Annotated in this window: 21 protein-coding genes; 10 read left to right on the forward strand and 11 right to left on the reverse strand. The window is 57.3% G+C overall.

The genetic code is table 11. The annotated features are described in order from the left end of the window. The first annotated feature begins 200 nt into the window (after nucleotides 1–200). The 5 genes from QRN85_RS00405 (at nucleotide 201) to QRN85_RS00425 (ending at nucleotide 4,115) form a co-directional block, all read left to right on the forward strand. The gene (locus QRN85_RS00405) at nucleotides 201–869 is read left to right on the forward strand and encodes an amino acid ABC transporter permease (protein WP_062589947.1); all 669 of its coding nucleotides are present in this window, start codon (nucleotides 201–203) and stop codon (nucleotides 867–869) included. 9 nt (nucleotides 870–878) lie between these two features. Then, nucleotides 879–1,529, forward strand: a complete 651-nt coding sequence (locus tag QRN85_RS00410; RefSeq protein WP_284756760.1) for an amino acid ABC transporter permease — start codon at nucleotides 879–881, stop codon at nucleotides 1,527–1,529. A 34-nt stretch (nucleotides 1,530–1,563) separates the two neighbouring features. After that, the gene (locus tag QRN85_RS00415; RefSeq protein ID WP_284756761.1) at nucleotides 1,564–2,403 is read left to right on the forward strand and encodes a transporter substrate-binding domain-containing protein; all 840 of its coding nucleotides are present in this window, start codon (nucleotides 1,564–1,566) and stop codon (nucleotides 2,401–2,403) included. A gap of 14 nt (nucleotides 2,404–2,417) precedes the next feature. Beyond that, nucleotides 2,418–3,179 carry an amino acid ABC transporter ATP-binding protein gene (locus tag QRN85_RS00420; RefSeq protein ID WP_062590178.1) on the forward strand — a complete coding sequence of 254 codons (762 nt, stop codon included), beginning with the start codon at nucleotides 2,418–2,420 and terminating at the stop codon, nucleotides 3,177–3,179. A 66-nt stretch (nucleotides 3,180–3,245) separates the two neighbouring features. Further along, entirely contained in the window at nucleotides 3,246–4,115 is an 870-nt protein-coding gene (locus QRN85_RS00425) for a shikimate dehydrogenase (protein ID WP_284756764.1), read from the forward strand. Nucleotides 4,116–4,168: 53 nt separating this feature from the next. Here QRN85_RS00425 and QRN85_RS00430 read toward each other — a convergent pair whose 3' ends face one another. Further along, entirely contained in the window at nucleotides 4,169–4,861 is a 693-nt protein-coding gene (locus QRN85_RS00430) for a TetR/AcrR family transcriptional regulator (protein WP_062589950.1), read from the reverse strand. A gap of 121 nt (nucleotides 4,862–4,982) precedes the next feature. On the opposite strand from QRN85_RS00430, the gene QRN85_RS00435 reads away from it, so the two are divergent. Beyond that, on the forward strand, nucleotides 4,983–6,881 hold the full coding sequence (locus tag QRN85_RS00435) for a bifunctional sugar phosphate isomerase/epimerase/4-hydroxyphenylpyruvate dioxygenase family protein (protein ID WP_284757235.1): 1,899 nt from the start codon (nucleotides 4,983–4,985) through the stop codon (nucleotides 6,879–6,881). 18 nt (nucleotides 6,882–6,899) lie between these two features. Here the strand turns inward: QRN85_RS00435 and QRN85_RS00440 are convergent, their stop codons facing one another. The 6 genes from QRN85_RS00440 to QRN85_RS00465 form a co-directional block, all read right to left on the reverse strand. Beyond that, nucleotides 6,900–8,168: a glucoamylase family protein gene (locus tag QRN85_RS00440; RefSeq protein WP_284756767.1), complete on the reverse strand. Its 1,269-nt coding sequence runs from the start codon at nucleotides 8,166–8,168 to the stop codon at nucleotides 6,900–6,902. A gap of 139 nt (nucleotides 8,169–8,307) precedes the next feature. Next, the gene (locus QRN85_RS00445; RefSeq protein ID WP_284756768.1) at nucleotides 8,308–10,032 is read right to left on the reverse strand and encodes an acetyl/propionyl/methylcrotonyl-CoA carboxylase subunit alpha; all 1,725 of its coding nucleotides are present in this window, start codon (nucleotides 10,030–10,032) and stop codon (nucleotides 8,308–8,310) included. Then, nucleotides 10,029–11,648 carry a 5-oxoprolinase subunit B/C family protein gene (locus QRN85_RS00450; protein ID WP_284756770.1) on the reverse strand — a complete coding sequence of 540 codons (1,620 nt, stop codon included), beginning with the start codon at nucleotides 11,646–11,648 and terminating at the stop codon, nucleotides 10,029–10,031. Before QRN85_RS00450 ends, QRN85_RS00445 begins: the two co-directional genes overlap by 4 nt. 7 nt (nucleotides 11,649–11,655) lie before the next feature. Further along, nucleotides 11,656–12,462: a putative hydro-lyase gene (locus tag QRN85_RS00455; RefSeq protein ID WP_284756771.1), complete on the reverse strand. Its 807-nt coding sequence runs from the start codon at nucleotides 12,460–12,462 to the stop codon at nucleotides 11,656–11,658. A gap of 3 nt (nucleotides 12,463–12,465) precedes the next feature. Beyond that, nucleotides 12,466–13,242 carry a LamB/YcsF family protein gene (locus QRN85_RS00460; RefSeq protein WP_284756772.1) on the reverse strand — a complete coding sequence of 259 codons (777 nt, stop codon included), beginning with the start codon at nucleotides 13,240–13,242 and terminating at the stop codon, nucleotides 12,466–12,468. A 10-nt stretch (nucleotides 13,243–13,252) separates the two neighbouring features. Further along, a complete protein-coding gene (locus tag QRN85_RS00465; RefSeq protein ID WP_284756774.1) occupies nucleotides 13,253–14,494 on the reverse strand; it encodes an NRAMP family divalent metal transporter in 1,242 nt (413 codons plus the stop codon). Nucleotides 14,495–14,745: 251 nt separating this feature from the next. Between QRN85_RS00465 and QRN85_RS00470 the strand changes: the two genes are divergently transcribed. The 3 genes from QRN85_RS00470 (at nucleotide 14,746) to QRN85_RS00480 (ending at nucleotide 17,094) form a co-directional block, all read left to right on the forward strand. After that, nucleotides 14,746–15,393: a GntR family transcriptional regulator gene (locus tag QRN85_RS00470; RefSeq protein ID WP_062589956.1), complete on the forward strand. Its 648-nt coding sequence runs from the start codon at nucleotides 14,746–14,748 to the stop codon at nucleotides 15,391–15,393. Nucleotides 15,394–15,502: 109 nt separating this feature from the next. Further along, nucleotides 15,503–16,378: a pyridoxal kinase PdxY gene (gene pdxY / locus QRN85_RS00475; RefSeq protein ID WP_284756776.1), complete on the forward strand. Its 876-nt coding sequence runs from the start codon at nucleotides 15,503–15,505 to the stop codon at nucleotides 16,376–16,378. A gap of 74 nt (nucleotides 16,379–16,452) precedes the next feature. Next, nucleotides 16,453–17,094, forward strand: a complete 642-nt coding sequence (locus QRN85_RS00480; RefSeq protein ID WP_062589958.1) for a carbonic anhydrase — start codon at nucleotides 16,453–16,455, stop codon at nucleotides 17,092–17,094. 25 nt (nucleotides 17,095–17,119) lie between these two features. Here the strand turns inward: QRN85_RS00480 and QRN85_RS00485 are convergent, their stop codons facing one another. Both QRN85_RS00485 and QRN85_RS00490 read right to left on the reverse strand, forming a co-directional pair. Beyond that, nucleotides 17,120–17,935 (reverse strand): lytic murein transglycosylase, encoded by an 816-nt coding sequence (locus tag QRN85_RS00485; RefSeq protein WP_113218385.1) that lies wholly within the window; start codon nucleotides 17,933–17,935, stop codon nucleotides 17,120–17,122. Nucleotides 17,936–18,128: 193 nt separating this feature from the next. After that, on the reverse strand, nucleotides 18,129–19,163 hold the full coding sequence (locus QRN85_RS00490; protein ID WP_062589960.1) for an aspartate-semialdehyde dehydrogenase: 1,035 nt from the start codon (nucleotides 19,161–19,163) through the stop codon (nucleotides 18,129–18,131). A 502-nt stretch (nucleotides 19,164–19,665) separates the two neighbouring features. Between QRN85_RS00490 and QRN85_RS00495 the strand changes: the two genes are divergently transcribed. Next, nucleotides 19,666–21,552, forward strand: a complete 1,887-nt coding sequence (locus tag QRN85_RS00495; protein WP_113092266.1) for an MFS transporter — start codon at nucleotides 19,666–19,668, stop codon at nucleotides 21,550–21,552. A gap of 85 nt (nucleotides 21,553–21,637) precedes the next feature. Here QRN85_RS00495 and arsH read toward each other — a convergent pair whose 3' ends face one another. Continuing rightward, the gene (gene arsH, locus QRN85_RS00500; RefSeq protein ID WP_502870740.1) at nucleotides 21,638–22,384 is read right to left on the reverse strand and encodes an arsenical resistance protein ArsH; all 747 of its coding nucleotides are present in this window, start codon (nucleotides 22,382–22,384) and stop codon (nucleotides 21,638–21,640) included. After that, the gene (arsC, locus tag QRN85_RS00505; RefSeq protein ID WP_284756780.1) at nucleotides 22,341–22,766 is read right to left on the reverse strand and encodes an arsenate reductase (glutaredoxin); all 426 of its coding nucleotides are present in this window, start codon (nucleotides 22,764–22,766) and stop codon (nucleotides 22,341–22,343) included. The genes arsH and arsC overlap by 44 nt, the downstream gene beginning before the upstream one ends. Nucleotides 22,767–22,768: the final 2 nt, after the last annotated feature.

The following is a 22,768-nucleotide window of genomic DNA, read 5'->3' on the forward strand; positions in this document are numbered from 1 at the left end:
GACTTTCAGGGCCAGTTTTCGAGATGAGCGCAATCCGTTCCGACGTCGCTTGACACAAATGAACTAACTGGTACAAACAATAGTGTTACGGCCGTCAGCGCGGGAGGCGTGGACGTGCAGTTTGACATCCACCACGGTAAAAGGCGGTGGCGGCTGTGAGGAAAGAGCAGAGAATAGCTCTGGCCGAAGAGGGAGGATGAATGTCTTACACGCTTGATTTTTCGGCTGTCTATGACCGCCTGCCCGAGTTGCTGCTTGCGTGCCTTGCCACGATCGGGCTGGCACTGGCGGGCATGTTCTTCGCGATGATCATCGGCGTTCTCGGTGTCGTCGCGCGCGGTTCGCGTTTCAAGCCTCTGCGAGCGCTCGTCATCGGCTTTGTCGAACTCATCCGCAACACACCGTTTCTGGTCCAGATCTTTTTCATCTTCTTCGCGCTTCCCCAACTGGGCCTGCGGCTGAATCCGACAACCACTGCCGTCGTCGCGCTTGCCTTAAACGGCGGCGCCTATGCCATCGAGATCATTCGCGGCGGTGTGGATGCAATTCCCAAAGGTCAGGTCGAAGCAGGCCTTGCGCTGGGACTGCGACGTGCGCAGATCTTCCGCCACATCATCCTCAAGCCAGCCCTGCGCGCCGTCTACCCATCCTTGACCAGCCAGTTCATCATGCTGACGCTGACGACCTCTGTCTGCACATCCATTGCCGCATATGAATTGACGTCGGTTGCCCAGAGGATCGAGGCGGAAACGTTCCGGTCCTTCGAGGTCTACTTCTCGATCACGCTGCTCTACCTCGTCATTTCCTCCCTGATGATGGGCGTTTTCTCGGTGATTTCTCGCCTTTCTTTCAGCTATCCGGTCAAGTAAGGGGAAACAATGACGCCTATCGGTGCCAACGAATTGTTTTTCCTGATGCAGGGCCTGAAATGGACGCTTGCACTGACGGTCATCGGCTTTATCGGCGGCGGTATCTTCGGCCTGTGCGTGGCGCTTGCCAGAACTGCGGAAAGCCCCATCGGGCAGCGTATCACCGCCGGTTATATCGCGGTGTTTCAGGGCACGCCGCTGCTCATGCAGCTTTTTGTCGTCTATTACGGCGTTGGGCTGGTTGGCCTCGACATCGACGCATGGATCGCGGTTGCCATTGCATTTACGCTTCATGCCAGTGCCTTTCTGGGTGAAATCTGGCGTGGTGGCATCCAGGCGGTGTCAAAGGGCCAGACCGAGGCCGCCAAGGCGCTTGGGCTTCACTACGTGTCCCGCATGAAGGACGTCGTCCTGCCGCAGGCTTTCAAGATATCGCTCCCGGCGACAATCGGCTTCATGGTCCAGCTCATCAAGGGCACGTCGCTGGCCGCCATTGTCGGCTTTGTTGAACTGTCCCGCGCCGGACAGATCGTTTCCAACCAGACCTTCAAGCCTCTGACGGTTTTTGCCATCGTTGGCCTGATCTACTTCCTGATTTGCTGGCCGCTTTCTCTTTGGGGCGCCAGCGTCGAAAAGCGACTGCAGACTGCATCGCGATAGTATCCGTCATCAGCTTTGTTAGGAGGAGCAAAAGATGAAATCCAAGAGTGTAAAACTAAACCGCCGCGCCATTCTTGCATTGGCCGCTGCAACGGTCACATTGCCATTTATCGCACCGGTGGATGCCTTTGCAGGCACGGTCGATGAGGCAAAGGCCAAGGGCAAAGTGGTCATCGGTATTCAGGGCGATAACTCGCCTTGGGGCTTCGTCAATTCGAGCGGCGTTCAAGATGGCCTCGATGCCGACATTGGCAAGGCTTTTGCCGAATACCTCGGCGTGAAGGCTGAGTTCGTGCCGCTGGCCGTTGCCAACCGCATTCCAGCACTGATGACCGGCAAGGTCGACGTTCTCTTCGCCACCATGGGCATGACCGCCGAGCGTGCGAAAACGATCCAGTTCTCGCAGCCATATGCCGGCAACGTCCTGTCCGTCTACGGACCGAAGGACAAGAAGATCGCTGGCTTTGACGACCTTTCCGGTGTCGCTGTCGGCGTGCCGAAGTCGAGCGCGATGGACACGGCAATTACTGCCGGTGCAGGCACAAAGGCCAACATTCTGCGCTTCGATGATGACGCAGCCAACATTCAGGCTCTCATTTCCGGCCAGGTCGAAGTTGTTGGCGGCAATCAGTTCTACGGCGACCGCCTGAATGCAGCCGCAGCAGGCAAGTACGAATCGAAGTTCGATCTGACGACCCTTTACAACGGCGCAGGCACGCGTCCGGGCGAGAAGGACTGGAACGAAACGATCAACGCCTTCCTGACCAAGATCAAGGGCGATGGAGAGCTCGCGAAGATCTACACCAAGTGGATGAAGCGCGACGTTCCAAGCTTCCCGGCATCCCTGCCTGAGATCCCGTTCACAGCCAAGTAATGAAGGAGGTTACCATGCCGCAAGATACCGCCGCGCAGGTTCCGCTGATTGCCCTTGAAGGGGTGGAGAAGTGGTATGGAGCCTTTCATGCCCTGAAGAACATCAACCTTTCGGTTCGCAAAGGCGAGAAAATCGTCCTTTGCGGGCCGTCCGGCTCGGGCAAATCGACCCTGATCCGCTGCATCAACCATCTCGAAGATACCCAGGGCGGCACGATCACCGTCGAGGGAACGAAGCTGACGAGCTCTGCCGCCGCAATCGATACCGTTCGGCGCGAAGTCGGCATGGTGTTTCAGAACTTCAATCTGTTCCCGCACAAGACAATTCTCGAAAACTGCACTTTGGCACCGATGCGGGCAAAAGGTCTTTCCAAAGCCGAGGCCGAGACAATCGCTCGCAAATATCTCGAACGCGTTCGCATTCTCGATCAGGCGGAAAAATATCCGGCCCAGTTGTCGGGCGGCCAGCAGCAACGTGCGGCAATTGCCCGGGCATTGTGCATGGAGCCTAAAGCCATGCTGTTTGACGAGCCCACATCGGCGCTGGATCCGGAAATGGTCAAGGAAGTGCTGGACACGATGATTGGACTTGCCCGAGATGGCATGACCATGATCTGCGTGACCCACGAAATGGGCTTTGCCCGTCAGGTTGCAGACCGCGTGGTGTTCATGGCGTCCGGCGAGATCATCGAGGAAGCCCCGCCTGAAGAGTTTTTCCGTGATCCCAAACATCAGCGGACACGCACGTTCCTTGGCGAAATTCTCGCCCATCACTGACGAGACGACGGACAACAGCGCCAGATGCGGGCTGGGTCACCACATCAATCGACGAGTATGCATTCCATGACAGACAGACCATCCCTGAAAGTCGGGCTGATTGGTGCCGACATCCAGCTTTCCAAGACGCCGCCCATGCATATGCGCGAGGGCCAGGCGCACGGGATCGACTATTCCTATGAGCTGATGGACATCCACGCGCGAAATCTGCCGGAAAGCGCCCTGCCCCAGCTGCTGGATGAAGCGCAGGCACGCGGCTTTGCAGGCTTGAACATCACCCACCCTTTCAAACAACGCGTCATTTCCCACCTCGACGCCCTTTCGGACGATGCCCGTATGCTCGGCGCGGTCAACACCGTCGTCTTTCGCGATGGAAAACGCACCGGTCACAACACGGACTGGTACGGCTTTTTCGAGAGCTTCAAGCGGGGCTTGCCCAATGCGAAACGCGACCGGGCTCTCCTCATCGGCGCGGGCGGCGCGGGAGTAGCGGTCGCCCACGCGGCGTTGAAGCTCGATATCAGGCATCTCGATATCTTCGATCAGGACAAGGAGCGCGCCCGACAGCTGGCAGAACAGCTCAACGAGCGTTTCGGGAGCAAACGCGCCTTTACGGTCGAAGCGCCCGAGAAGTCGCTTCCCCATGCCGATGGCTTGATCCACGCCACACCTGTGGGGATGCCAGCGCATCCGGGAATTCCGGTTGCGGAAGAGCTCCTCGAAAGCCGTCACTGGGTCGCTGATATCGTTTATATGCCGCTGGTGACAGCGCTCTTGGCAGCAGCGGAAGCGAAGGGCTGCAAGACCCTGCCCGGCGGCGGAATGGCCGTGTTCCAGGCGGTTGGAGCGTTCCGGCTGTTTGCCGAGCGGGAGCCAGATTCTGACCGGATGGCAGCGCATTTCAAGGAATTGTGTGAAGCCGAGGCCTTGGGATGAGACACGCAGCACCGCAGCCAAAGCTCTGTTTGAACTTGTCTGCGGGTAAGGCCCTAATCGCCTGTTCCGATGGCTTCCATGTGGTCGACACGAAGCACGTAGCGCAAGACCATGTCGGCAACATGCCTCGACAAGGCCTCCTGCCCCTCATCGGTGAACAGCTTTTCCCCAAAAATGAAGGAAAAGGTAGCGGAATTCGACACGTTGAAAAAGGAAAGTGCGCTGATCTGCCAGTGCAGTTCCAGCGCTTCGATGCCAGCGCGAAAGACGCCCTTTTTCTGACCTCTGGCAAGAACGCCCTCCAGCGCTTCGATTGCGGGTCGGTTCAGCTGACGGATGGTTTCGGACGCCTGCATATGTCTGCCGTGATGGACGTTTTCGATCATCACCATGCGAATGAATGCCGGGTTGCGCCGGTGATGGTCGAAGGTGAAACGACAGAGCTTTTCAAGCGCAGCCCGTGGCTCCATATCGTCAAGCTCAAGATCGCTTTCGCCGCCGCGCACCTTCGCATAGGCCTCTTCAAGCACCTGCTGATACAGGCCTTCCTTGTCGCCGTAATAATAGTAGATCATGCGTTTGGACGTGCGGGTGCGCGCAGCGATTTCATCGATGCGCGCACCCGAGAGACCGTTCTGGGAAAACTCTTCCATCGCCACCGAAAGAATGTCGCGCCTGACGCCCTCAGGGTCGCGCTTGGCCTGCCGCGTTGCGGTTGGCCTGCTCAAAGTTGCGGCTTTCGTCATTGTTCCACCCATTAGCGGTCAGCCCATCCCAAACCGAACCCGTATTATTAACTAATTAGTACATAACACCGGAAAGGAAGGCAATATGGTCACCTCTGGCACGGAGAAGCAAAAGCTGCCGATGCGGACTTCCATCGCAACAGTTTCCATCAGCGGAGAATTCCCCGAAAAGCTGGCCGCAATCGCCAAGGCGGGCTTTGCCGGTGTCGAAATCTTCGAGAATGATTTCCTGACCTACGACGCCTCACCGCGCGAGGTCCGCGCCATGGTTCGTGACCACGGGCTGGAAATAACATTGTTTCAGCCATTCCGAGATTTCGAAGGAATGCCCGACCAGCATCGGCAGCGGGCTTTCGAAAGAGCAGAGCGCAAATTCGACATTATGGGCGAGCTCGGCACAGATCTGATGCTGATCTGCTCCAACGTCTCGCCGATTTCGCTTGGCGGAATCGACAGGGCCGCAAATGACTTCCATGAGCTCGGGGAGCGTGCTGCGCGCCACGGACTGCGTGTCGGCTATGAGGCGCTGGCATGGGGTCGGCATATCAGCGACCATCGCGATGCGTGGGAAGTCGTGCGTCGTGCAGATCACGCCAATGTCGGTATCATCCTGGACAGTTTCCACACGCTTTCACGCAAGATCGATCCCAACTCGATCCGCTCCATTCCAGGCGACAAGATCTTCATCGTCCAGCTAGCCGATGCCCCTCTCTTTGACATGGATCTTCTTTATTGGAGCCGTCACTTCCGCAACATGCCGGGTGAAGGCGATCTACCCGTGGTGGAGTTCATGCGGGCCGTTGCAGCGACGGGCTATTGCGGACCGCTTTCGCTGGAGATTTTCAACGACCAGTTCCGCGGCGGCTCGGCCCGTCTTCTGGCAGAAGATGGCCATCGGTCCCTGATCAACCTCATGGACAAGGTGGGCCGACTGGAGCCAGACATTCGTATTGCGGCACCGCACATGCCAGACCCCGTGGAAACTTCGGGCGTCGAATTCGTCGAGTTTACCACCGGACCATCGGAAAAGGAGCAGCTGGAGACATTGCTGGGCTCGCTCGGTTTTAGCAAAGCCGCACGCCACTGCAACCGCGAAGTCGATTTGTACACACAGGGCGATATCCGCATCGTCATCAATACCGACAGCACTGGAGACAGTTTCGCGGGCGCTTCCTATTCGGTCCACGGCACGAATGCCTATGCTTTCGGGCTTGGCGTCAAAAACGCGGCTGCAGCCCTGGAGCGTGCTGCGGCCCTGGGCGCGACCACATTTCTTGAACCTAGAAAAAGCGGCGAGGCGTCTATCCCGGCCATTCAGGGTGTCGGAAACGGCGTCATCTACTTTCTTGACGGCTCTCCGGCCCTTTCAGACATATGGAAAAAGGAATTCGTGCCCGTCGAAGGTTCCATCGGCGCCGATGCCGGTTTGACCAGAATAGACCATCTCGCCCAGACGACGCGCTATGACGAAATGCTGACATGGCTGTTGTTCTATACGTCGATATTTTCGATGCGGCGCACATCCATGGTCGATGTGGTGGAGCCGGGCGGGCTTGTCCGCAGCCAGGCAATAGAAAGCCTACCCAAGCCTGATTTCCGCCTGACCATGAACGGCGCAGACAACCGCAAGACCTTTGCCGGCAAGTTCCTGGCTGAGGGCTTCGGCACCAGCATCCAGCACATTGCTTTCTCCACCGATGATATTTTCGCGACCGCAAAGCAGCTTCATGCCTGCGGTTTTCAGCCTTTGCCGATTTCGCGAAACTATTATGATGATCTTGAAGCCCGTTTCGGACTGGAGCCGGAATTGTCAGATGCGCTGCGCGCATCGAGCATTCTGTATGATCGCGATGAGAATGGCGAATATTTCCAGATTTATAGCCAGACCTTTGGCGAAGGCTTCTTCTTCGAAATCGTGGAACGGCGGGGCCAATATAATGGCTACGGTGCGATGAATGCCCCATTCCGCATCGGCGCGCAAAGACGAATGTCTCGCCCGGCAGGAATGCCTCGGGATTAAAGAAGACAGCGCTCGGAGTTAGTTCTCTCTGCTTTCGTGCCGGAAGCCAAGGTTATCCAGACCCCGGCGGACTTCCGGCGCGTTCATGAACAGCCTCCATAGAATACCGGAGCGATAATTTTCCATCATCGCGACGATAGGCCCCTGATCTATGGCCAGATGCGTGTCTGCAATCCAGTTCGACCCGGGCGCAAAGGCATCGACAAAGCCATAGCGACCGATGAGCTTGCCATCCTGATAACAAGCAAATGCCCGTATTGCCCGGATTGCCTCGTCGGGCATCACCGGAAAAGCAGATAGGGCAGCGGTGGGTGCAATGACACCGTCATCGTTGGAAGGCGAATGAACGCGATATCCGTTCGGGCCATCGCTCGCCGTCATGCCCCAGAAATCCTGCCCGGAAAATTTCGACAGGCAATAATCGTGGTTGATGCGCGTATGCGCTTCCACCTGCTCCTGATAGTGACAATAGCGGTCTGACAAACCCCTCGGGTCCAGTCCGCAGAAGGAATATTGCGAGAGAAACAGCGGGCCACCAAATGGCTCGCCTAAAGGCAGGACTGTGCCCATATAGCTGTTACCGTTGACCATTGCCCCTGAGCGCGCCCAACCTTGATGATAGTTGATGGCATTGATGGAATGGTTCTGCGAACCTGCGGCGAGGATGTAGCAAACCAGCGCCTCGTTCCAGCCGCTGATGGCAATATCGAAGCACCATCGGTATTTCGGGCTCCAATGCCACCACAATGGCCCATCGGACCCTTGTGTGTACCAGTCCCATTCCGCCGCGGTTACAAGATCGTGGGCGAGGTTGCGGAACCTGGTTTCGGCCAGCGTCAGCCCTGAGAAGTACTCGCGGGCGCAGATCAGCCCCTGCAACAGAAGTGCTGTTTCCACCAGATCACCGCCATCGTCCTTCGGACCGAATGGAATGACCTTGCTGGTCCCCGCATCCACGAAATGTGCAAAGGCACCGTGGAATCGCTTCGCCTTTCGCAAGCTGTGGACCATTGTCGTCACACGTTCCAGAGCCTGGTCGCGTGTGATCCAGCCTCTCTCGGCACCGACGATGATAGCCAGAAAGCCGAAACCGGTTCCGGAGATGGAGGCGATCTCGTTGATCGGCGTCCCGTCGGCTCTCAGACGGTCGCGCACCAGTCCAGATACCGGATGGCTACCGAGCCAGAAATATTCAAATGTCCGGTGATGGATGTCGTCCACATCATCAGGTACCGCTTTGTCTGGCGACCGAATGCTCTGGCCGAATGCCGTAACCCTGGTATCCAAAATGCTGTCCGGTCTCGTTACGATACAGTGCTTATCGTCAACTACATCAGCATATTAGGGCAGCTATGGGGCAAAATGAAAGCTTGGCCAAGATCGACAGAAGGCGTCACGTCGTACTGTCGATTTTGGCCAAGCGCGGTCATTCGTAGATGACCACCACGTCACCGGACTGAAGGTAATCACCTTCTTTTACCCGTAACCGCACCGTGCCGGATTTCGGCGCGATGAGTTGCGTTTCCATCTTCATGGCTTCCATCACCGCGACGAGATCGCCTTGCGACACCTCGTCGCCATCGGCCACCTTGAATGATTGCAAGGTGCCTGAAACTGGGGCCATGATGCCGTCCTGCTGTGTGGCGGTGGAAGTTGAAGCCGCAGGCCGATCTGTCCCAACCCCGCCTAGTCCAGCCAGCAGAAGGTGAGGCAGGCCGACACTTGTCCGTTTGCCATCGATTTCCAGCCATGTGCGGATCATCGTGGCGTCGTCAACCGGAGCGGGCCGCTCCATTGCTTCCGGGATGTCGGCAAAATCGGTTTCAATCCAGCGCGTATGAACCTTGAAGCCGTCCTCAGCCGTAAAATCGGGAGAGTCGATTGCGGCACGATGAAAGGGAAGAACGGTGGCGATGCCTTCGATCTTGAATTCCTTCAGCGCACGGCGGGCGCGGCGCAAAACCTGTTCACGGTCCGCTCCGGTCACAATGAGTTTTGCCATAAGCGAGTCGAAAACACCGGGAATGGTCGATCCCGTGACCACGCCGCTGTCGAGCCGGATACCGGGTCCAGACGGGGGCTCGAAGAGCGAGATCGCGCCCGGTGTCGGCAGGAAGCCACGACCGGGATCTTCGGCATTGATACGAAATTCCATCGAGTGACCACGGGGTTCCGGGGTCTCGGTCACGCGCAATGCATGGCCCTCTGCGACGCGGAACTGCTCGATGACAAGATCGATGCCCGTCGTTTCTTCTGTGACAGGATGCTCCACCTGAAGACGTGTATTGACCTCAAGGAAGGAAATGGTGCCATCTACTCCCAGCAGGAACTCGACCGTTCCGGCGCCTGAATATTTGGCTGCGGCGCATATTGCCTTCGCAGCTTCGTGGATTTTCTGCCGCTGCTCGCCACTTAAGAACGGCGCGGGCGCCTCTTCGATCAGTTTCTGGTTCCGGCGCTGCAGTGAACAATCGCGGGTTCCAAGCACGACCACATTGCCATGCTTGTCGGCTATGACCTGCGCTTCGATGTGACGTGGGCGATCCAGAAACCGCTCCAGGAAGCATTCGCCGCGCCCGAAGGCTGCCGTCGCTTCACGAACGGCGGAATCGTAGAGATCGGCGATCTCATCAAGCTTCCAGGCAACCTTGATGCCACGTCCGCCACCGCCATGTGCGGCCTTGATGGCCACCGGCAGGCCGTGTTGCTCTGCGAATGCGACAACCTCGGCTGCGGTCGCAACCGGACCGTCGCTGCCTGCAACAAGCGGGGCGCCGACACTGGTTGCAATGCGGCGTGCCTCGACCTTGTCACCCAATATCCTGATCACCTCAGGATCAGGGCCGATCCATATCAACCCTGCATCGATGACGGCCTGAGCGAATTCAGCCCGTTCCGACAAAAAGCCATAGCCGGGGTGAACCGCGTCGGCACCGGAGCGGCGGGCAATGGCAATCAGCTTTTCGATGTTCAGATAGGTGTCTGCGGGTCTAACGCCTTCCAGCGCATAGGCCTCATCGGCGAGCCGAACGAAGACGGCATCCTGATCGGGGTCGGCGTAGACCGCCACGGATCCGATACCATAATCGCGACAGGCGCGGATGATGCGCACCGCAATCTCACCGCGATTGGCAATCAGTACTTTCTTCATGGCTGCTCTCCCGATATTTTTGTTTTCCTGGTCGCAGCAATCTCTGCGAAGGGCCCAAGCGGGCGAAACTGTATCTTGGCGTTGATGGGTATCTGGCCCGCGAGATCAAGATGATACTCTGCAACAGCGCCCACGACGGGATATCCACCAGTGAGCGGATGGTCCGCGAGGAACAGAACTGGCTGCCCGCTATGGGGAATCTGGATCGCGCCGGTCGCGGTGCCTTCGCTTGGGAGTTCTGCACTGTCCCTGCGCTCCAGTGGCTCATCACCCGCCAGCCGAATGCCCACGCGGCTCGACTGGGGTGTGACCTGCCAAAGCTGGCTCGTCAGTGTTTCGACACCTTTTTGCGTGAACCAGTCCGTCCGGGGACCATAGACAATGTCGAGTGTCACAGTGTCACCGGAGCTGGGCAAATCGAATGCCGGAAGCTCATGGATTGAAACGGAGGAAAGCCCGCTCTTGTCATTGCGCAGCTCCAGCACGGATCCCGCCACGATGGCCTCAGGCCCGACGACGGCGAGGGTATCCGTTGCAGCGCTTCCCAAGACCGGCGCGACATCAAAGCCGCCGCGAACCGCGAGATAGCTCCGCATACCCTTAGCCGGATTTCCGAATTTGACCCCATCGCCTGGTTCGAGGGATATCGGAGTGTATGTTCCAGTCTCAAAGCTGCAGGATGCGCCTTCTACCGTGATGACGCATGGCGCGCCTGCCACGCCGATCACGGCGCGCGTCGTGCTCTTGAAGGAAAAGCCGCCCAGTGTCAGTTCCAGACAGGCCGTGTTGACGGGATTGCCGACAATGCGATTGGCAGCGTTGAACGAGGAACGATCGAGAGCCCCCGACGCAGACACGCCCTGACCGGTCTGCCCGAAGCGTCCCAGATCCTGAAAAATGGCCGGGATCGGTGCTGACAAAACTTCAAAGCGGGCGGAATTGGAGGTCGAGCGGACATCGGCGCCCGTTGATGGGGTCTCAGCCGTTTCAACCTCTTTGCCGGACTTCTCCATATCGAAAAACCGCACGCGATAGCCGGGCTGCAAGATAGCGCCAGGGTCCCGTCCAATGTCCCACATTTTCAAAGGCGTGGTGCCCAGTATCTGCCAGCCGCCGGGGCTGTTTTGTGGATAGACGCCGCTGAAAGCACCCGCGAGAGCAACAGATCCGGCCGGAATACGGGTGCGCGGGCTTTGACGGCGCGGCACATGCAGGGCTGGATCGCCACCGACGAGATATCCGAAGCCGGGAGCGAAGCCACAGAATGCGACCGTAAACTCACTCTCTGTGTGGCGACGAATAACCTCTTCGACACTCAGACCCGTCAGTTCGGCAACGTCGGCGAGATCCTCGCCATCGTAACGAACCGGAATTTCAACCAGCTTGTCCGAGGGCACGATCTTGGCAGACAGATCACGTGTTGCGATTTCACAAGCCAGATCTTCAGCACTGATATCGGCGGGCCTGAAGCGGATCATCAAGGTACGGGCAGCGGGCACCGTCTCCTCAATGCCCTTGATGGGATTTGCTTCCAGCGACGCGAACAGGGCAAGCGTCTGATCGAGATCGGCGAGCTCTACCAGAACGGTTGTGAGGCTTGCGGGGAGAAAGCGCATTCTGTCCTCACGCATGATAGGCCGAATCCGGGATGTCAGTGATGAACATATGTCCCGGCGAATGGGTAATTGCGAAGGGAACGCCGGATGCCATGACCGCAGCCTGAGGTGTGACACCGCAGGCCCAGAACACCGGGACTTCACCCGGCTCTATGCGCACGGCATCTCCGAAATCCGGTTTGGCCAGATCGGCAATCCCGATTTCCTCGGGCGAGCCAATGTGGACAGGAGAACCGTGAACCGCAGGGAACCGTCCTGAGATCGTTGCAGCATCCGCAACCCGCGACGCCTGGATGGGACGCATGGAGACGACCATGTTGCCCTGTAAGCGACCGGCCGGACGGCAGGGCTGGTTCGTCAGATACATCGGCACATTGCGCTTATCCGTCATGTGGCGGATTTCGATGCCTGCCTCCACCATCGGCGTTTCGAAGGTGAAGCTGCAACCGATGAGGAATGCCACGAGATCGTCGCGCTCGGCCCAGGCAGCCGTCGCGTCAGCGGTTTCCTCAACCATCTTGCCATCTCGCCAGATTCTGTAGAGAGGCAGATCGGTGCGAAGATCCGCACCCGGCGCAAGCAAGGTCGTCGGCACGCCGGGATCGGACACGTCCAGCACCGGGCATGGCTTTGGATTGCGCTGCGCATAAAGCAGAAACTCGAAAGCCCAGTCTCGTGGCAGGACAATCATGTTCGCCTGGGTAAAACCGGGCGCGATGCCCGATGTCGGCGCAACCAGGCCATCGCGATAGCTTTGCCTTGCGTTGCGTGCGGCAGATGCATCGGTGTGGCTCAGAAAGGATGTTGGGTTCATGCCTCACACTCCCTGTTGCGTAATGGCAAACGAACGGATTGCGATGGCTTCAGCTTCGAACCGCTGACGGATCTGCTTCGCGATAGCGACGGCACCGGGGCTGTCGCCATGAACACAGATGGACTGCGCATCGATTTTGATGATGCTTCCGTCGATGGCTTCCAGGGTTCCCTCACGCGCAAGCTGAACCATGCGCGCGGCAATCGCATCCGCATCATGCAGGACGGCACCCTCTTCTCGCCGGGACACCAACTGTCCCTGCGGTGTGTAGGCACGATCGGCAAACGCTTCCGACACCACCGACAATCCGGACTTGCGGGCCAGCTCCAGAATGGGCGCGTTGGCGAGCCCCATCAGAACCAGAGAGGAATCAATGGCCTTGATCGCATCGATGACGGCCTGGCCCTGCTTTGCGTCATTGGCGATGCGATTGTAAAGGGCGCCATGGGGTTTGACATACCGGACAGACGCACCTGCGGCCGAAGCGATGCCTTTCAGCGCACCGATCTGGTAAATCACATCGGCGATCAACTCATCTGTGGTGACGTCCATGTCGCGCCGGCCAAAACCGACGCGATCCGGGTAGGAAACATGGGCTCCAATGACCACGCCATTGGCGACGGCGGCCTTGACGGTGCGATAAATGCCCGCCGGGTCACCCGCGTGAAATCCGCAGGCGATGTTGGCGCTGGAAACGACGGAAAGCATTGCGCCATCGTCACCCATGCTCCAGGCACCGTAGCTTTCACCGAGGTCGCTGTTCAGATCAATGGAGGCCATGTTTTTCTCCTTACGCCGTCAAGAGTGCGAAGATTGGACCGATGGATTTGTAGCCCATGTACCACGTGAGCGCGCAGGCGATAACGCCAAGCACAAGAAGCCAACGGGGATAACGATAGCCTTCCATCAGATCGGAGCGCGCCCAGGCCGCATAAATGAAGATGGACAGACCGATTGGAAGGATGAGACCGTTGAGTCCGCCAACGAATACAAGCATCTGAGCCGGTGGCGTGGTGATGACCATATAGAAGAAGAGCGATACTGCGATGAAGATGACGGTGGCGATGTTGCGGCCACGTTCGGTGATATTCTTGTTGAAGATGGTGATGAAAGACACCGAGGTATAAGCGGCACCAATGACGGATGTGATGGCAGCAGCCCAGAGAACGACGCCGAATATTCTCAGACCTATATCGCCAGCCGCAACCTGGAAGGCCTGCGCCGCAGGGTTTGCGCCCTTGCCCGAGACATCGATGGCAACGCCGCTTGCGACAACGCCGAGGATGGCGAGAAACAGCACGTAACGCATGACGCCGGTCACCGCTATGCCTGTCAGAGCTGCCCGGTTTACAGAACCGAGATTTTCAACGCCGACCATTCCCTTGTCGAGCAATCTGTGGGCGCCGGAATAGGTAATGTAGCCACCGACGGTCCCGCCAACGATGGTGGTGATCGTCGCGAAGTCGATCGTGGATGGGAGAAATGTCTGGAACAGCGCATCTCCAACCGGTGGACCAGATGCAAAAGCAACGTAGACGGTCAGCACGATCATCAGAATACCGGCAAAGATGATGAACCGGTCGACAGCCATGCCAGCGCGCTTGGAAAGGAAGATGCCGATGGCGAGGAGTGCGCTCAGCACGCCGCCCCACTTGGGATCAAGGCCGAGCATCGCATTCAGACCAAGCCCGGACCCGCCGATATTGCCGATGTTGAAGAACAGCCCGCCGACGATGACAAGAATGGCGAGAACATAGCCAGAGCCAGGGATCGCCGCGTTGGCGATGTCGGACGCTCTCATGCGGGTCAAGGTGACGATGCGCCAGATATTCAGCTGCACCACGAAGTCGATGACAATCGAGGCGAGGATTGCAAAGGCGAAGGCCGAACCGAGTTTGGCGGTAAATGTTGCCGTTTGCGTGATAAAGCCAGGCCCGATGGCCGATGTTGCCATCAGGAAGATGGCAGCTGTGAGCGACGCGCGTCTTGACCGGGCGAACTCGACAGTCTGGGCAATTTTTGTTTGCTCCATGGATTTTCTCCTTATTGCAACCGCCCCTCGCGGTGCATTGTTGGAAATCTTGTCCGCATCTACAAAATTGTCAATATTGTTGAACAATTAAATTTTATCGTTCTTTCATTTTGAGCAATATTTGGGACGAATGCGTTGAAAATAAGCAGGATTTTTACGTGCCATGCCTATTATTTATGGTATTGCAACCCACAGGAGACAGCCGATTTCCCGTTTCCTCAAGCCAGCTATTGCCAGATGAAGAGAAACCCATGACCGAACCTTTGCCGCTTGCGGATCGTGTGGCGAAAGATATTCGCGACCTCCTGATCACGGGTGCACTTGCGCCGGGGCAGCGGCTCTCAGAAGCGGCTTTCAGCGAGAGACTGGACATTTCGCGCAATTCCCTGCGTGAAGCGTTCCGGCTTCTTACCAAAGACGGGCTGTTGCGACACGAAGCCAATCGCGGCGTCTTCGTTTCCGTCCCCAGCACTGACTCCATCATCGATATTTACCGCGTCAGACGAATGCTGGAATGCGGCGCCCTGCGCCAGGCATGGCCCAAGCACCCGGCGGTGGCAGTCATGCGTGGGGCGGTGGAGCACGCCAGAAAACAGCATGATCTGGCTGACTGGCGCGAGGTTGGCAGCGCCAATATGAAGTTTCATGCAGCCGTGGTCGATCTTTCGGACAGCAGCCGATTAAGCGATTTCTACGCACGCGTGGCGGCAGAACTTCGCTTGAGCTTTGGACTTCTGAAGGATCCAGAGCAGCTTCACTCCCCCTTTGTGGACATGAATGCGCAAATTCTTGAGCTCGTCGAAAAGGGCGAGGTCGTTGAAGCAGCGTCCCAGATGGAGCTTTACCTCAATCTGTCGGAGCGGACAGTTTTGAAGGCATTGGAGCGCATAGCAAGGTAGCCCCCGGCGCGCTTACTTATTGGTGGAAAGCTGAAAGCCGATGTGCCATGAGGAGCCAGGAAAAGATGCTGCTTGAGGCAGCATCGTCTGACCAGTCGAAGAGTGTGCCATGCAGGATAATACCAACGGCTCCGTAATCGTCATTTCAAGCCACGTCATGCGTGGCTCCGTTGGCAACCGGGCCGCTGTATTCGGGCTGGAGACGCTCGGTTTTCCGGTCTGGGCCGTTCCCACGATTGTCCTGCCCTGGCATCCCGGCCACGGCCCGTCAACGCGCCTGCGCTTCGACAATGGCGATTTCGACAGGGCAATGCAGGAGCTTGCCCAATCCCGTTGGTCTGGGGAAGTCCGCGCTATCCTGACCGGTTATTTCGGCAGCGCAGAACAGGTCCGCTCGGTCGCAAAGCTCATTCGGGAAATGAAGGAACGCAACCCCGACCTGCTCTATCTGTGCGATCCTGTCATGGGCGACAAGGGCGGCCTTTACGTGCCCGTCGAAACGGCACAGGCCATTCGCGATGAACTGGTGCCACTGGCAGCCGTTGCGACACCCAACCGCTACGAGCTTGCCTGGATGAGTGGCGCCGAGCTTGAGACCAACACTGATATCATGGATGCGGCGCTGGCGCTTGGCCCTGCAAAGATGCTCGTTACATCGTCCGTTCCGATGATGAGTGGTGGCATCGGCAACCTGTTCCTGAGCGGAAGCCACGCCCTGTTGGCCGAGCATCGTGCCATCGAAAACGTGCCCAATGGGCTGGGAGACCTTCTTGCCTCACTTTTCCTGGCACGCCTGCTTCAGGGTTGCAGTGATGAAAAAGCGCTGCAACTGGCCACAGCCAGCGTCTTTGAAGTTCTGGCCAGAACGATGAAGCGCGGCGTCAACGAACTGACACTGGAAACCGACGCATCCAGCCTTTCCACACCAATGGCAATGGTTCAGATGCGTCATCTCTTGCATCCTTCCCGAAGCAAGCGCAAATAGCGGAGCGAAAAACGGGTTTCAACGCGCTGGCTTCGATGGTGAGGCTGGCCCCAAGACGATGGTACTGCGATATCATGAAAGATTTTCCAGACTACCTGCTCAACGGCTACAAAAACTTCATGAGCGGCCGTTACATCGATGAACGAGAAAGATACCGCGTCCTTGCCGACACCGGGCAGAAGCCGCAAACGCTCATCATTGCCTGTTGTGACTCCAGATCAGCACCGGAGACCATTTTCGACTGCGGCCCTGGCGAATTGTTTGTCGTCAGAAACGTCGCCAACATGGTGCCACCCTTTGAGCCGGATGGCCAGTATCACGCAACCTCAGCCGCCATCGAATATGCCGTTCAGGTCCTGAAGGTCAAAGATATCGTTGTTATGGGTCATGGACGTTGCGGCGGTATTCAGGCCGCACTCGATCCCAACCTCGAGCCCCTGTCGCCCGGTGACTTCATCGGCAAGTGGATGAATCTGGTCAAATCGTCCGCCGAGCAGATCCAGAGCAACGATGTGATGACGGCGTCCGAACGCCAGACTGCGCTGGAGCGCGTCTCGATCCGCAACTCGGTCAAGAACCTGCGCGGCTTTCCCTTTGTGAAAGCGCAGGAGACAGCCGGCAAGGTGAAACTGCACGGCGCATGGTTCGATATCTCGACCGGCGAATTGTGGGTGATGGACAGCAAAACGGGCGACTTTCGCCGCCCGGATTTTTGAAGTCTGAAAGCGATCGGCGGCTGACCTATTGGCCGTCGATTGCCTTACCGATGAAGGCGATCGACTGTTGATAGACACTTGCTGCATTCCATCCCTGGATTGCCGCAAAGTTTGCCTGTCCTTGCTGATATCCCGCACCACGCTGCCAGCCGTGACCGACGAGGAAGTTTGCGGTCGATGCCAACGCATCTGCACGTGAGCCGACGAGGTCTATACGACCGTCGCGATCGAAATCGACGCCATAACGAACCACGTTGAGCGGCAGGAACTGGGTCTGGCCGATTTCACCATGGGCAGCACCCTTTGCCGTTGTGCTGAGATTACCGCTACCGACAAGCTTCAGGGCAGCATAGAGCTGTTCGGTAAAGTAGTCGGAACGACGGCAATCATAAGACAGAGTCGCGACGGCAGACAGCGTATGCTGGTTGCCCATGAAGCCGCCAAAGCCGGTTTCCATGCCCCAGATTGCCAGAAGCGGGCCGGCAGGCACACCATAGGCGCGTTCGATATTGGCAAAGAGCGAAGCGTTGTTCTTCTTCATTGTCTTGCCACGGCTGATGATCGCCTGACCGCCGCGCTTTTGCATGAATTGCTCAAATGAGAGCTTGAAACTGTGCTGACCACGATCGGCCCGAATGGTCGCCTGATTATAGGTCACATTCGAGAAAGCCTTGTCGAGAACGGAGGGGCTGACGCCGCGCCCTGCAGCTTCCTGTTTGAACGCACCGACCCAGGCGTTGAAGCCTGCTGATGTATTGCCGCATTGCGCCGCCAGAACCGGTGAGGCCGCAAGCGCCGCCGCCAATACTACGCCAACGGAAAAAGCTTTCATTGCCCGCATGAGAATTTGCCTTCAATATTTTGGGATTATACCCAGACCTGTCGCCACACCGCAGAGAATGCTTGGATTTTCAAATTGCCTAGCTAAGTCATAACCGGCAAATAAACTGCCCGTGATGCAGACACATCGGAAAACCCGCCCATTACAGCAGCTGAGTGGACGGGTTATAGTTAATAGATGTTAAAAAACCGTATCAGGCAGCAGCCTTGCGCGGCTTGATAAGACCCCGGTTGACGAGAAGCTCAGCAATCTGGATCGCGTTCAGGGCAGCGCCCTTGCGCAGGTTGTCGGAAACCACCCAGATGTTGAGACCATTCTCAACAGTCGCATCCTCTCGAATACGCGAAATATAGGTGGCATCTTCACCAGCGCATTCAACCGGCGTGATGTATCCGCCATTTTCATGCTTGTCGATAACAAGGCAGCCGGGGGCTTCCCGCAGGATGTCGCGAGCCTGATCGGCCGTGATTTCGCTTTCGAATTCAATATTGACCGATTCCGAGTGACCGATGAAGACGGGAACGCGCACGGCGGTGCAGGTGACCTTGATCTTCGGGTCGAGCATCTTCTTGGTTTCGGCCAGGACCTTCCACTCTTCCTTCGTGTAACCGTCTTCCATGAAGACGTCGATGTGGGGAATGACGTTGAAGGCGATGCGCTTGGTGAACTTCTTCGCCTCGATCGGGTCAGCAACGAAGACCGCACGGGTCTGCGAGAAGAGCTCATCCATGCCTTCCTTGCCGGCACCGGAAACGGACTGGTAGGTGGAGATGACCACGCGCTTGATCTTGGCAAAGTCATGCAGAGGCTTCAAGGCAACAACAAGCTGTGCCGTGGAGCAATTGGGGTTTGCAATGATGTTGCGCTTGCTGAAGCCCTCAACCGCATCGGGGTTGACTTCAGGCACGATCAGCGGAACGTCCTGATCATAGCGCCAGGCAGAGGAGTTATCGATCACGACGCAACCTTGCGCGCCGATCTTTGGTGACCACTTCTTGGATACATCGCCACCGGCCGACATCAGGCAAATATCCGTGTCGGAAAAGTCGTAGTTTTCCAGGTTGGATACCTTCAGCGTACGATCTCCATAGGAGACTTCGGTACCCTGGCTACGAGCCGAAGCCAAAGGAACGACTTCGTCTGCCGGAAACCCGCGCTCGGCGAGAATATTGAGCATTTCACGACCGACATTGCCGGTAGCGCCTGCGATTGCAACTTTGAAACCCATGATAAAGCTCTCTTTCTGCCTCTCCTCTTTTTGGTGAGGGGAACCCGCATAACTGCGGCTTCCTTCTTCCCCGACCAAACCGGGGAGAGAGCGGCGGGCCAGAGACGTCAGACGGTTTTAATCGTCGTTTTGGCCGTAATTCGGATGGAATAGAAAAAGCGCGATTCGCCACCGGCAGACCCTGCCGGATTGTGCATGACAACCATGTCTTGGACATGTCTGATCAAGATCGCGCTCCTTTTCGAGGCAAACCTATTATGGTGTTTCGACTATCTGTCAAGCGCAATCAAAGGGCAAAACCGTCTTCACGCTGCCAAAGCCGCTCCAGCCATCAGCAATTTCAAACCCCTTCCTTAGACTAAAGTCATAAGCCGAAAGCATTGCTCTTCCTTTTGCTAATTATCTGTCACTCTGTTGTCAGGTGCATCACACCGCAAGGGCAGCCTGGAGGAGAGCGTGGCTGCAGGTGATGCGTCGATTGACATTCTGTGGAGGACAGACAATGGCAAACATAGCGACCGCAACTGCGGAAAAAGCCCGTCCGATGACGGGTGAAGAGAAGAAGGTAATCTTTGCCTCTTCTCTTGGAACAGTGTTCGAGTGGTATGACTTTTACCTTTATGGATCGCTGGCGATCTATATTGGCGCGAACTTCTTCAGCCAGTATCCGGAAACAACGCGCAACATCTTCGCGCTTCTGGCATTCGCCGCTGGCTTCCTCGTGCGTCCGTTCGGCGCATTGGTGTTTGGCCGCCTGGGCGACATCGTCGGACGCAAATACACCTTTCTCATCACAATCCTGATCATGGGCTTTTCCACTTTCGTGGTGGGCATTCTGCCGGGCGCTGCCCAGATCGGCATTGCCGCTCCCATCATCCTCATCCTGCTGCGTATGCTTCAAGGCCTGGCACTGGGTGGCGAGTATGGCGGCGCGGCGACCTATGTTGCCGAGCACGCCCCCAATGGCCGCCGCGGCTATTATACATCATGGATCCAGACGACAGCGACACTCGGCCTGTTCCTGTCCCTCGTCGTCATTCTCGGTGTGCAATTTGCTGTCGGTCGTGAAGCCTTCGCCGACTGGGGCTGGCGCATTCCGTTCCTGCTTTCCGTCATCCTGCTCGGCGTTTCCGTCTGGATCCGTCTGAAGATGAATGAATCCCCTGCCTTCAAGAAAATGAAGGAGGAAGGCAAGACATCCAAGGCTCCTCTGAGCGAGGCTTTCGGCCAATGGAAGAATGCGAAGATCGCCATCATCGCACTTCTGGGCGCAGTCGTCGGTCAGGCGGTCGTCTGGTACACGGGGCAGTTCTATGCGCTGTTCTTCCTGCAGAGCATTCTGAAGGTCGATGGCCAGTCCGCCAATATCATGGTGGCATGCGCCCTGCTTCTTGGCACCGGCTTCTTCGTATTGTTCGGATGGCTTTCCGATAAGGTCGGACGCAAACCCATCATCATGGCGGGTCTGGTTCTGGCCATGCTGACCTACTTTCCGCTGTTCAAGGCACTGACATGGGCAGGTAACCCGGCTCTTGCGCAGGCCCAGGCTTCAGTCCGTGCGACCGTCACCGCCGCGCCTGGCGACTGCCGGTTCCAGTTCAATCCAACCGGCACGGCAAAATTCACCACATCCTGCGATATTGCCACCGCATTCCTGACAAGAAACTCCGTGCCCTATGACGTTGTCGAAGGGCCTGCGGGTCAACCAGCAACGGTCAAGATCGGTGAGCAGACCATCACCAGCTACGACGCCATTGCCGCAGGTGCCAACGCTGCCGCCAATGACCGTGCCTTCCAGAAACAGATCAACATCGCGCTCCATGACAGCGGTTATCCGCTGGTACGCGGTGCCGCGCAGGTTCCGGCTGCCAAGCTCGATGCTTTCATCGCCGCGAACCCTGAACTTGGCCTCAACGCCGACGCAGTGCGTGCAACACCGGCAAAGACGGTTCCGGCAGACAAGCTTGTGGCCGATAAGCTCTTGACTGCGGCAGAGGTCAACGGCGTCACTGAAATGCCTGTCTACAGCGTTGCTGGCGGTGGTACCTTTACCATGGTTGCCGATCCGGCAGCCGTGAACTGGGTTGTCATCATTGCCGTGCTGACCGTTCTCGTCATCTACGTGACCATGGTCTACGGCCCGATCGCAGCGCTTCTGGTCGAACTCTTCCCGACCCGCATCCGCTACTCCGGCATGTCCCTGCCCTACCACATCGGTAACGGCTGGTTCGGTGGTCTTCTGCCCGCAACAGCATTCGCCATGAGTGCGGCCAAGGGCGATATCTATTATGGCCTGTGGTACCCGATCATCTTCGCAGGCATTACACTCGTCATCGGGCTTCTGTTCCTGCCGGAAACGAAGGATCGTGACATTCATCAAATGAACTGACAGAACCTTTGATACTGAAAACCCGGCGATACCATCGCCGGGTTTTTTTATGCGAGATTTGAAAACCTCCGTTTGTCAGGCAAGGTCAGATGGACCTGAGAGACACCCGTTCTTCCAACTCAGCCGCTTTTTCCTTCCGCTCGCTGTAGCGATCGGTCAGATAGGTCGAAACATCGCGGGTAAGGATGGTGAACTTTACCAGCTCCTCGCAGACATCGACGACGCGATCATAATAGGACGACGGCTTCATCCGTCCGTCCGCATCGAATTCCTGAAACGCCTTGGCGACCGATGACTGGTTGGGGATGGTAATCATCCGCATCCAGCGACCGAGAATGCGCATCTGATTGACGGCATTGAAGGACTGACTTCCGCCGGAGACCTCCATCACGGCCAGCGTCTTGCCCTGTGTCGGGCGCACGGAACCGATTGCCAGGGGTATCCAGTCGATCTGAGACTTCATGATGCCGGTCATTGCGCCGTGGCGTTCAGGACTGATCCAGACCTGCCCTTCCGACCATTCGGAAAGCGCGCGAAGCTCCTGTACCTTTGCGTGGCTGGCAGGTGCCTCGTCTGGAAGCGGCAATCCGGCCGGATCGAAAAGCCGCACCTCGCATCCAAACCGCTCAAGCAGGCGACGAACCTCGAAAGCCAGCAGACGGCTGTAGGAAACTTCGCGGAGAGATCCATAGAGGATCAATATTCTGGGCTTATGCGTCGAGAATGCCGTTTGCAGCATCGCGGGCTCAATCGGCTGAAGGGAGCTTTCCAGAAGCGCTGGGAATGTTTCAGACAATACGCTTTCCTTCCTGATCGAGAACCTGCTCTCCATCTTCCTTGGTGAAAGACCCTTTGAAGGCATCAGCAGGAAGGATGTCGAGCACAACTTCCGAGGGCCGGGCAAGCCTGGTGCCGAGCGGAGTGACGACGAATGGCCTGTTGATCAGGATCGGTGTCGCGATCATCGCCGCCAGCAACTCATCATCGGTCAAGTCCGGATTGTCGAGACCGAGTTCGCCGTAGGGGGTGCCCTTTTCACGAATTGCCGCGCGCACGCTCAGCCCCGCATCCGAAATCATCTTCGCAAGTTGCTCTTGCGATGGCGGATTGTGGAGATATTCGATGACGGTTGGCTCAATCCCCGCGGCTTTGATCAAGGCAAGCGTATTGCGAGACGTTCCGCAGGCCGGGTTGTGGTAGATGGTGACATTCATAT

Source organism: Agrobacterium sp. fls2-241-TYG-188a (genome assembly GCF_030209845.1).

Bases quoted from the DNA above. Each gene is read 5' to 3' on its own strand.
- QRN85_RS00405 (WP_062589947.1), top strand. From the start codon at position 201: ATGTCTTACACGCTTGATTTTTCGGCTGTCTATGACCGCCTGCCCGAG.
- QRN85_RS00410 (WP_284756760.1), top strand. From the start codon at position 879: ATGACGCCTATCGGTGCCAACGAATTGTTTTTCCTGATGCAGGGCCTG.
- QRN85_RS00415 (WP_284756761.1), top strand. From the start codon at position 1,564: ATGAAATCCAAGAGTGTAAAACTAAACCGCCGCGCCATTCTTGCATTG.
- QRN85_RS00420 (WP_062590178.1), top strand. From the start codon at position 2,418: ATGCCGCAAGATACCGCCGCGCAGGTTCCGCTGATTGCCCTTGAAGGG.
- QRN85_RS00425 (WP_284756764.1), top strand. From the start codon at position 3,246: ATGACAGACAGACCATCCCTGAAAGTCGGGCTGATTGGTGCCGACATC.
- QRN85_RS00430 (WP_062589950.1), bottom strand. From the start codon at position 4,861: ATGACGAAAGCCGCAACTTTGAGCAGGCCAACCGCAACGCGGCAGGCC.
- QRN85_RS00435 (WP_284757235.1), top strand. From the start codon at position 4,983: ATGCGGACTTCCATCGCAACAGTTTCCATCAGCGGAGAATTCCCCGAA.
- QRN85_RS00445 (WP_284756768.1), bottom strand. From the start codon at position 10,032: ATGAAGAAAGTACTGATTGCCAATCGCGGTGAGATTGCGGTGCGCATC.
- QRN85_RS00450 (WP_284756770.1), bottom strand. From the start codon at position 11,648: ATGCGCTTTCTCCCCGCAAGCCTCACAACCGTTCTGGTAGAGCTCGCC.
- QRN85_RS00455 (WP_284756771.1), bottom strand. From the start codon at position 12,462: ATGAACCCAACATCCTTTCTGAGCCACACCGATGCATCTGCCGCACGC.
- QRN85_RS00460 (WP_284756772.1), bottom strand. From the start codon at position 13,242: ATGGCCTCCATTGATCTGAACAGCGACCTCGGTGAAAGCTACGGTGCC.
- QRN85_RS00465 (WP_284756774.1), bottom strand. From the start codon at position 14,494: ATGGAGCAAACAAAAATTGCCCAGACTGTCGAGTTCGCCCGGTCAAGA.
- QRN85_RS00470 (WP_062589956.1), top strand. From the start codon at position 14,746: ATGACCGAACCTTTGCCGCTTGCGGATCGTGTGGCGAAAGATATTCGC.
- pdxY (WP_284756776.1), top strand. From the start codon at position 15,503: ATGCAGGATAATACCAACGGCTCCGTAATCGTCATTTCAAGCCACGTC.
- QRN85_RS00480 (WP_062589958.1), top strand. From the start codon at position 16,453: ATGAAAGATTTTCCAGACTACCTGCTCAACGGCTACAAAAACTTCATG.
- QRN85_RS00485 (WP_113218385.1), bottom strand. From the start codon at position 17,935: ATGCGGGCAATGAAAGCTTTTTCCGTTGGCGTAGTATTGGCGGCGGCG.
- QRN85_RS00490 (WP_062589960.1), bottom strand. From the start codon at position 19,163: ATGGGTTTCAAAGTTGCAATCGCAGGCGCTACCGGCAATGTCGGTCGT.
- QRN85_RS00495 (WP_113092266.1), top strand. From the start codon at position 19,666: ATGGCAAACATAGCGACCGCAACTGCGGAAAAAGCCCGTCCGATGACG.
- arsH (WP_502870740.1), bottom strand. From the start codon at position 22,384: ATGGAGAGCAGGTTCTCGATCAGGAAGGAAAGCGTATTGTCTGAAACA.
- arsC (WP_284756780.1), bottom strand. From the start codon at position 22,766: ATGAATGTCACCATCTACCACAACCCGGCCTGCGGAACGTCTCGCAAT.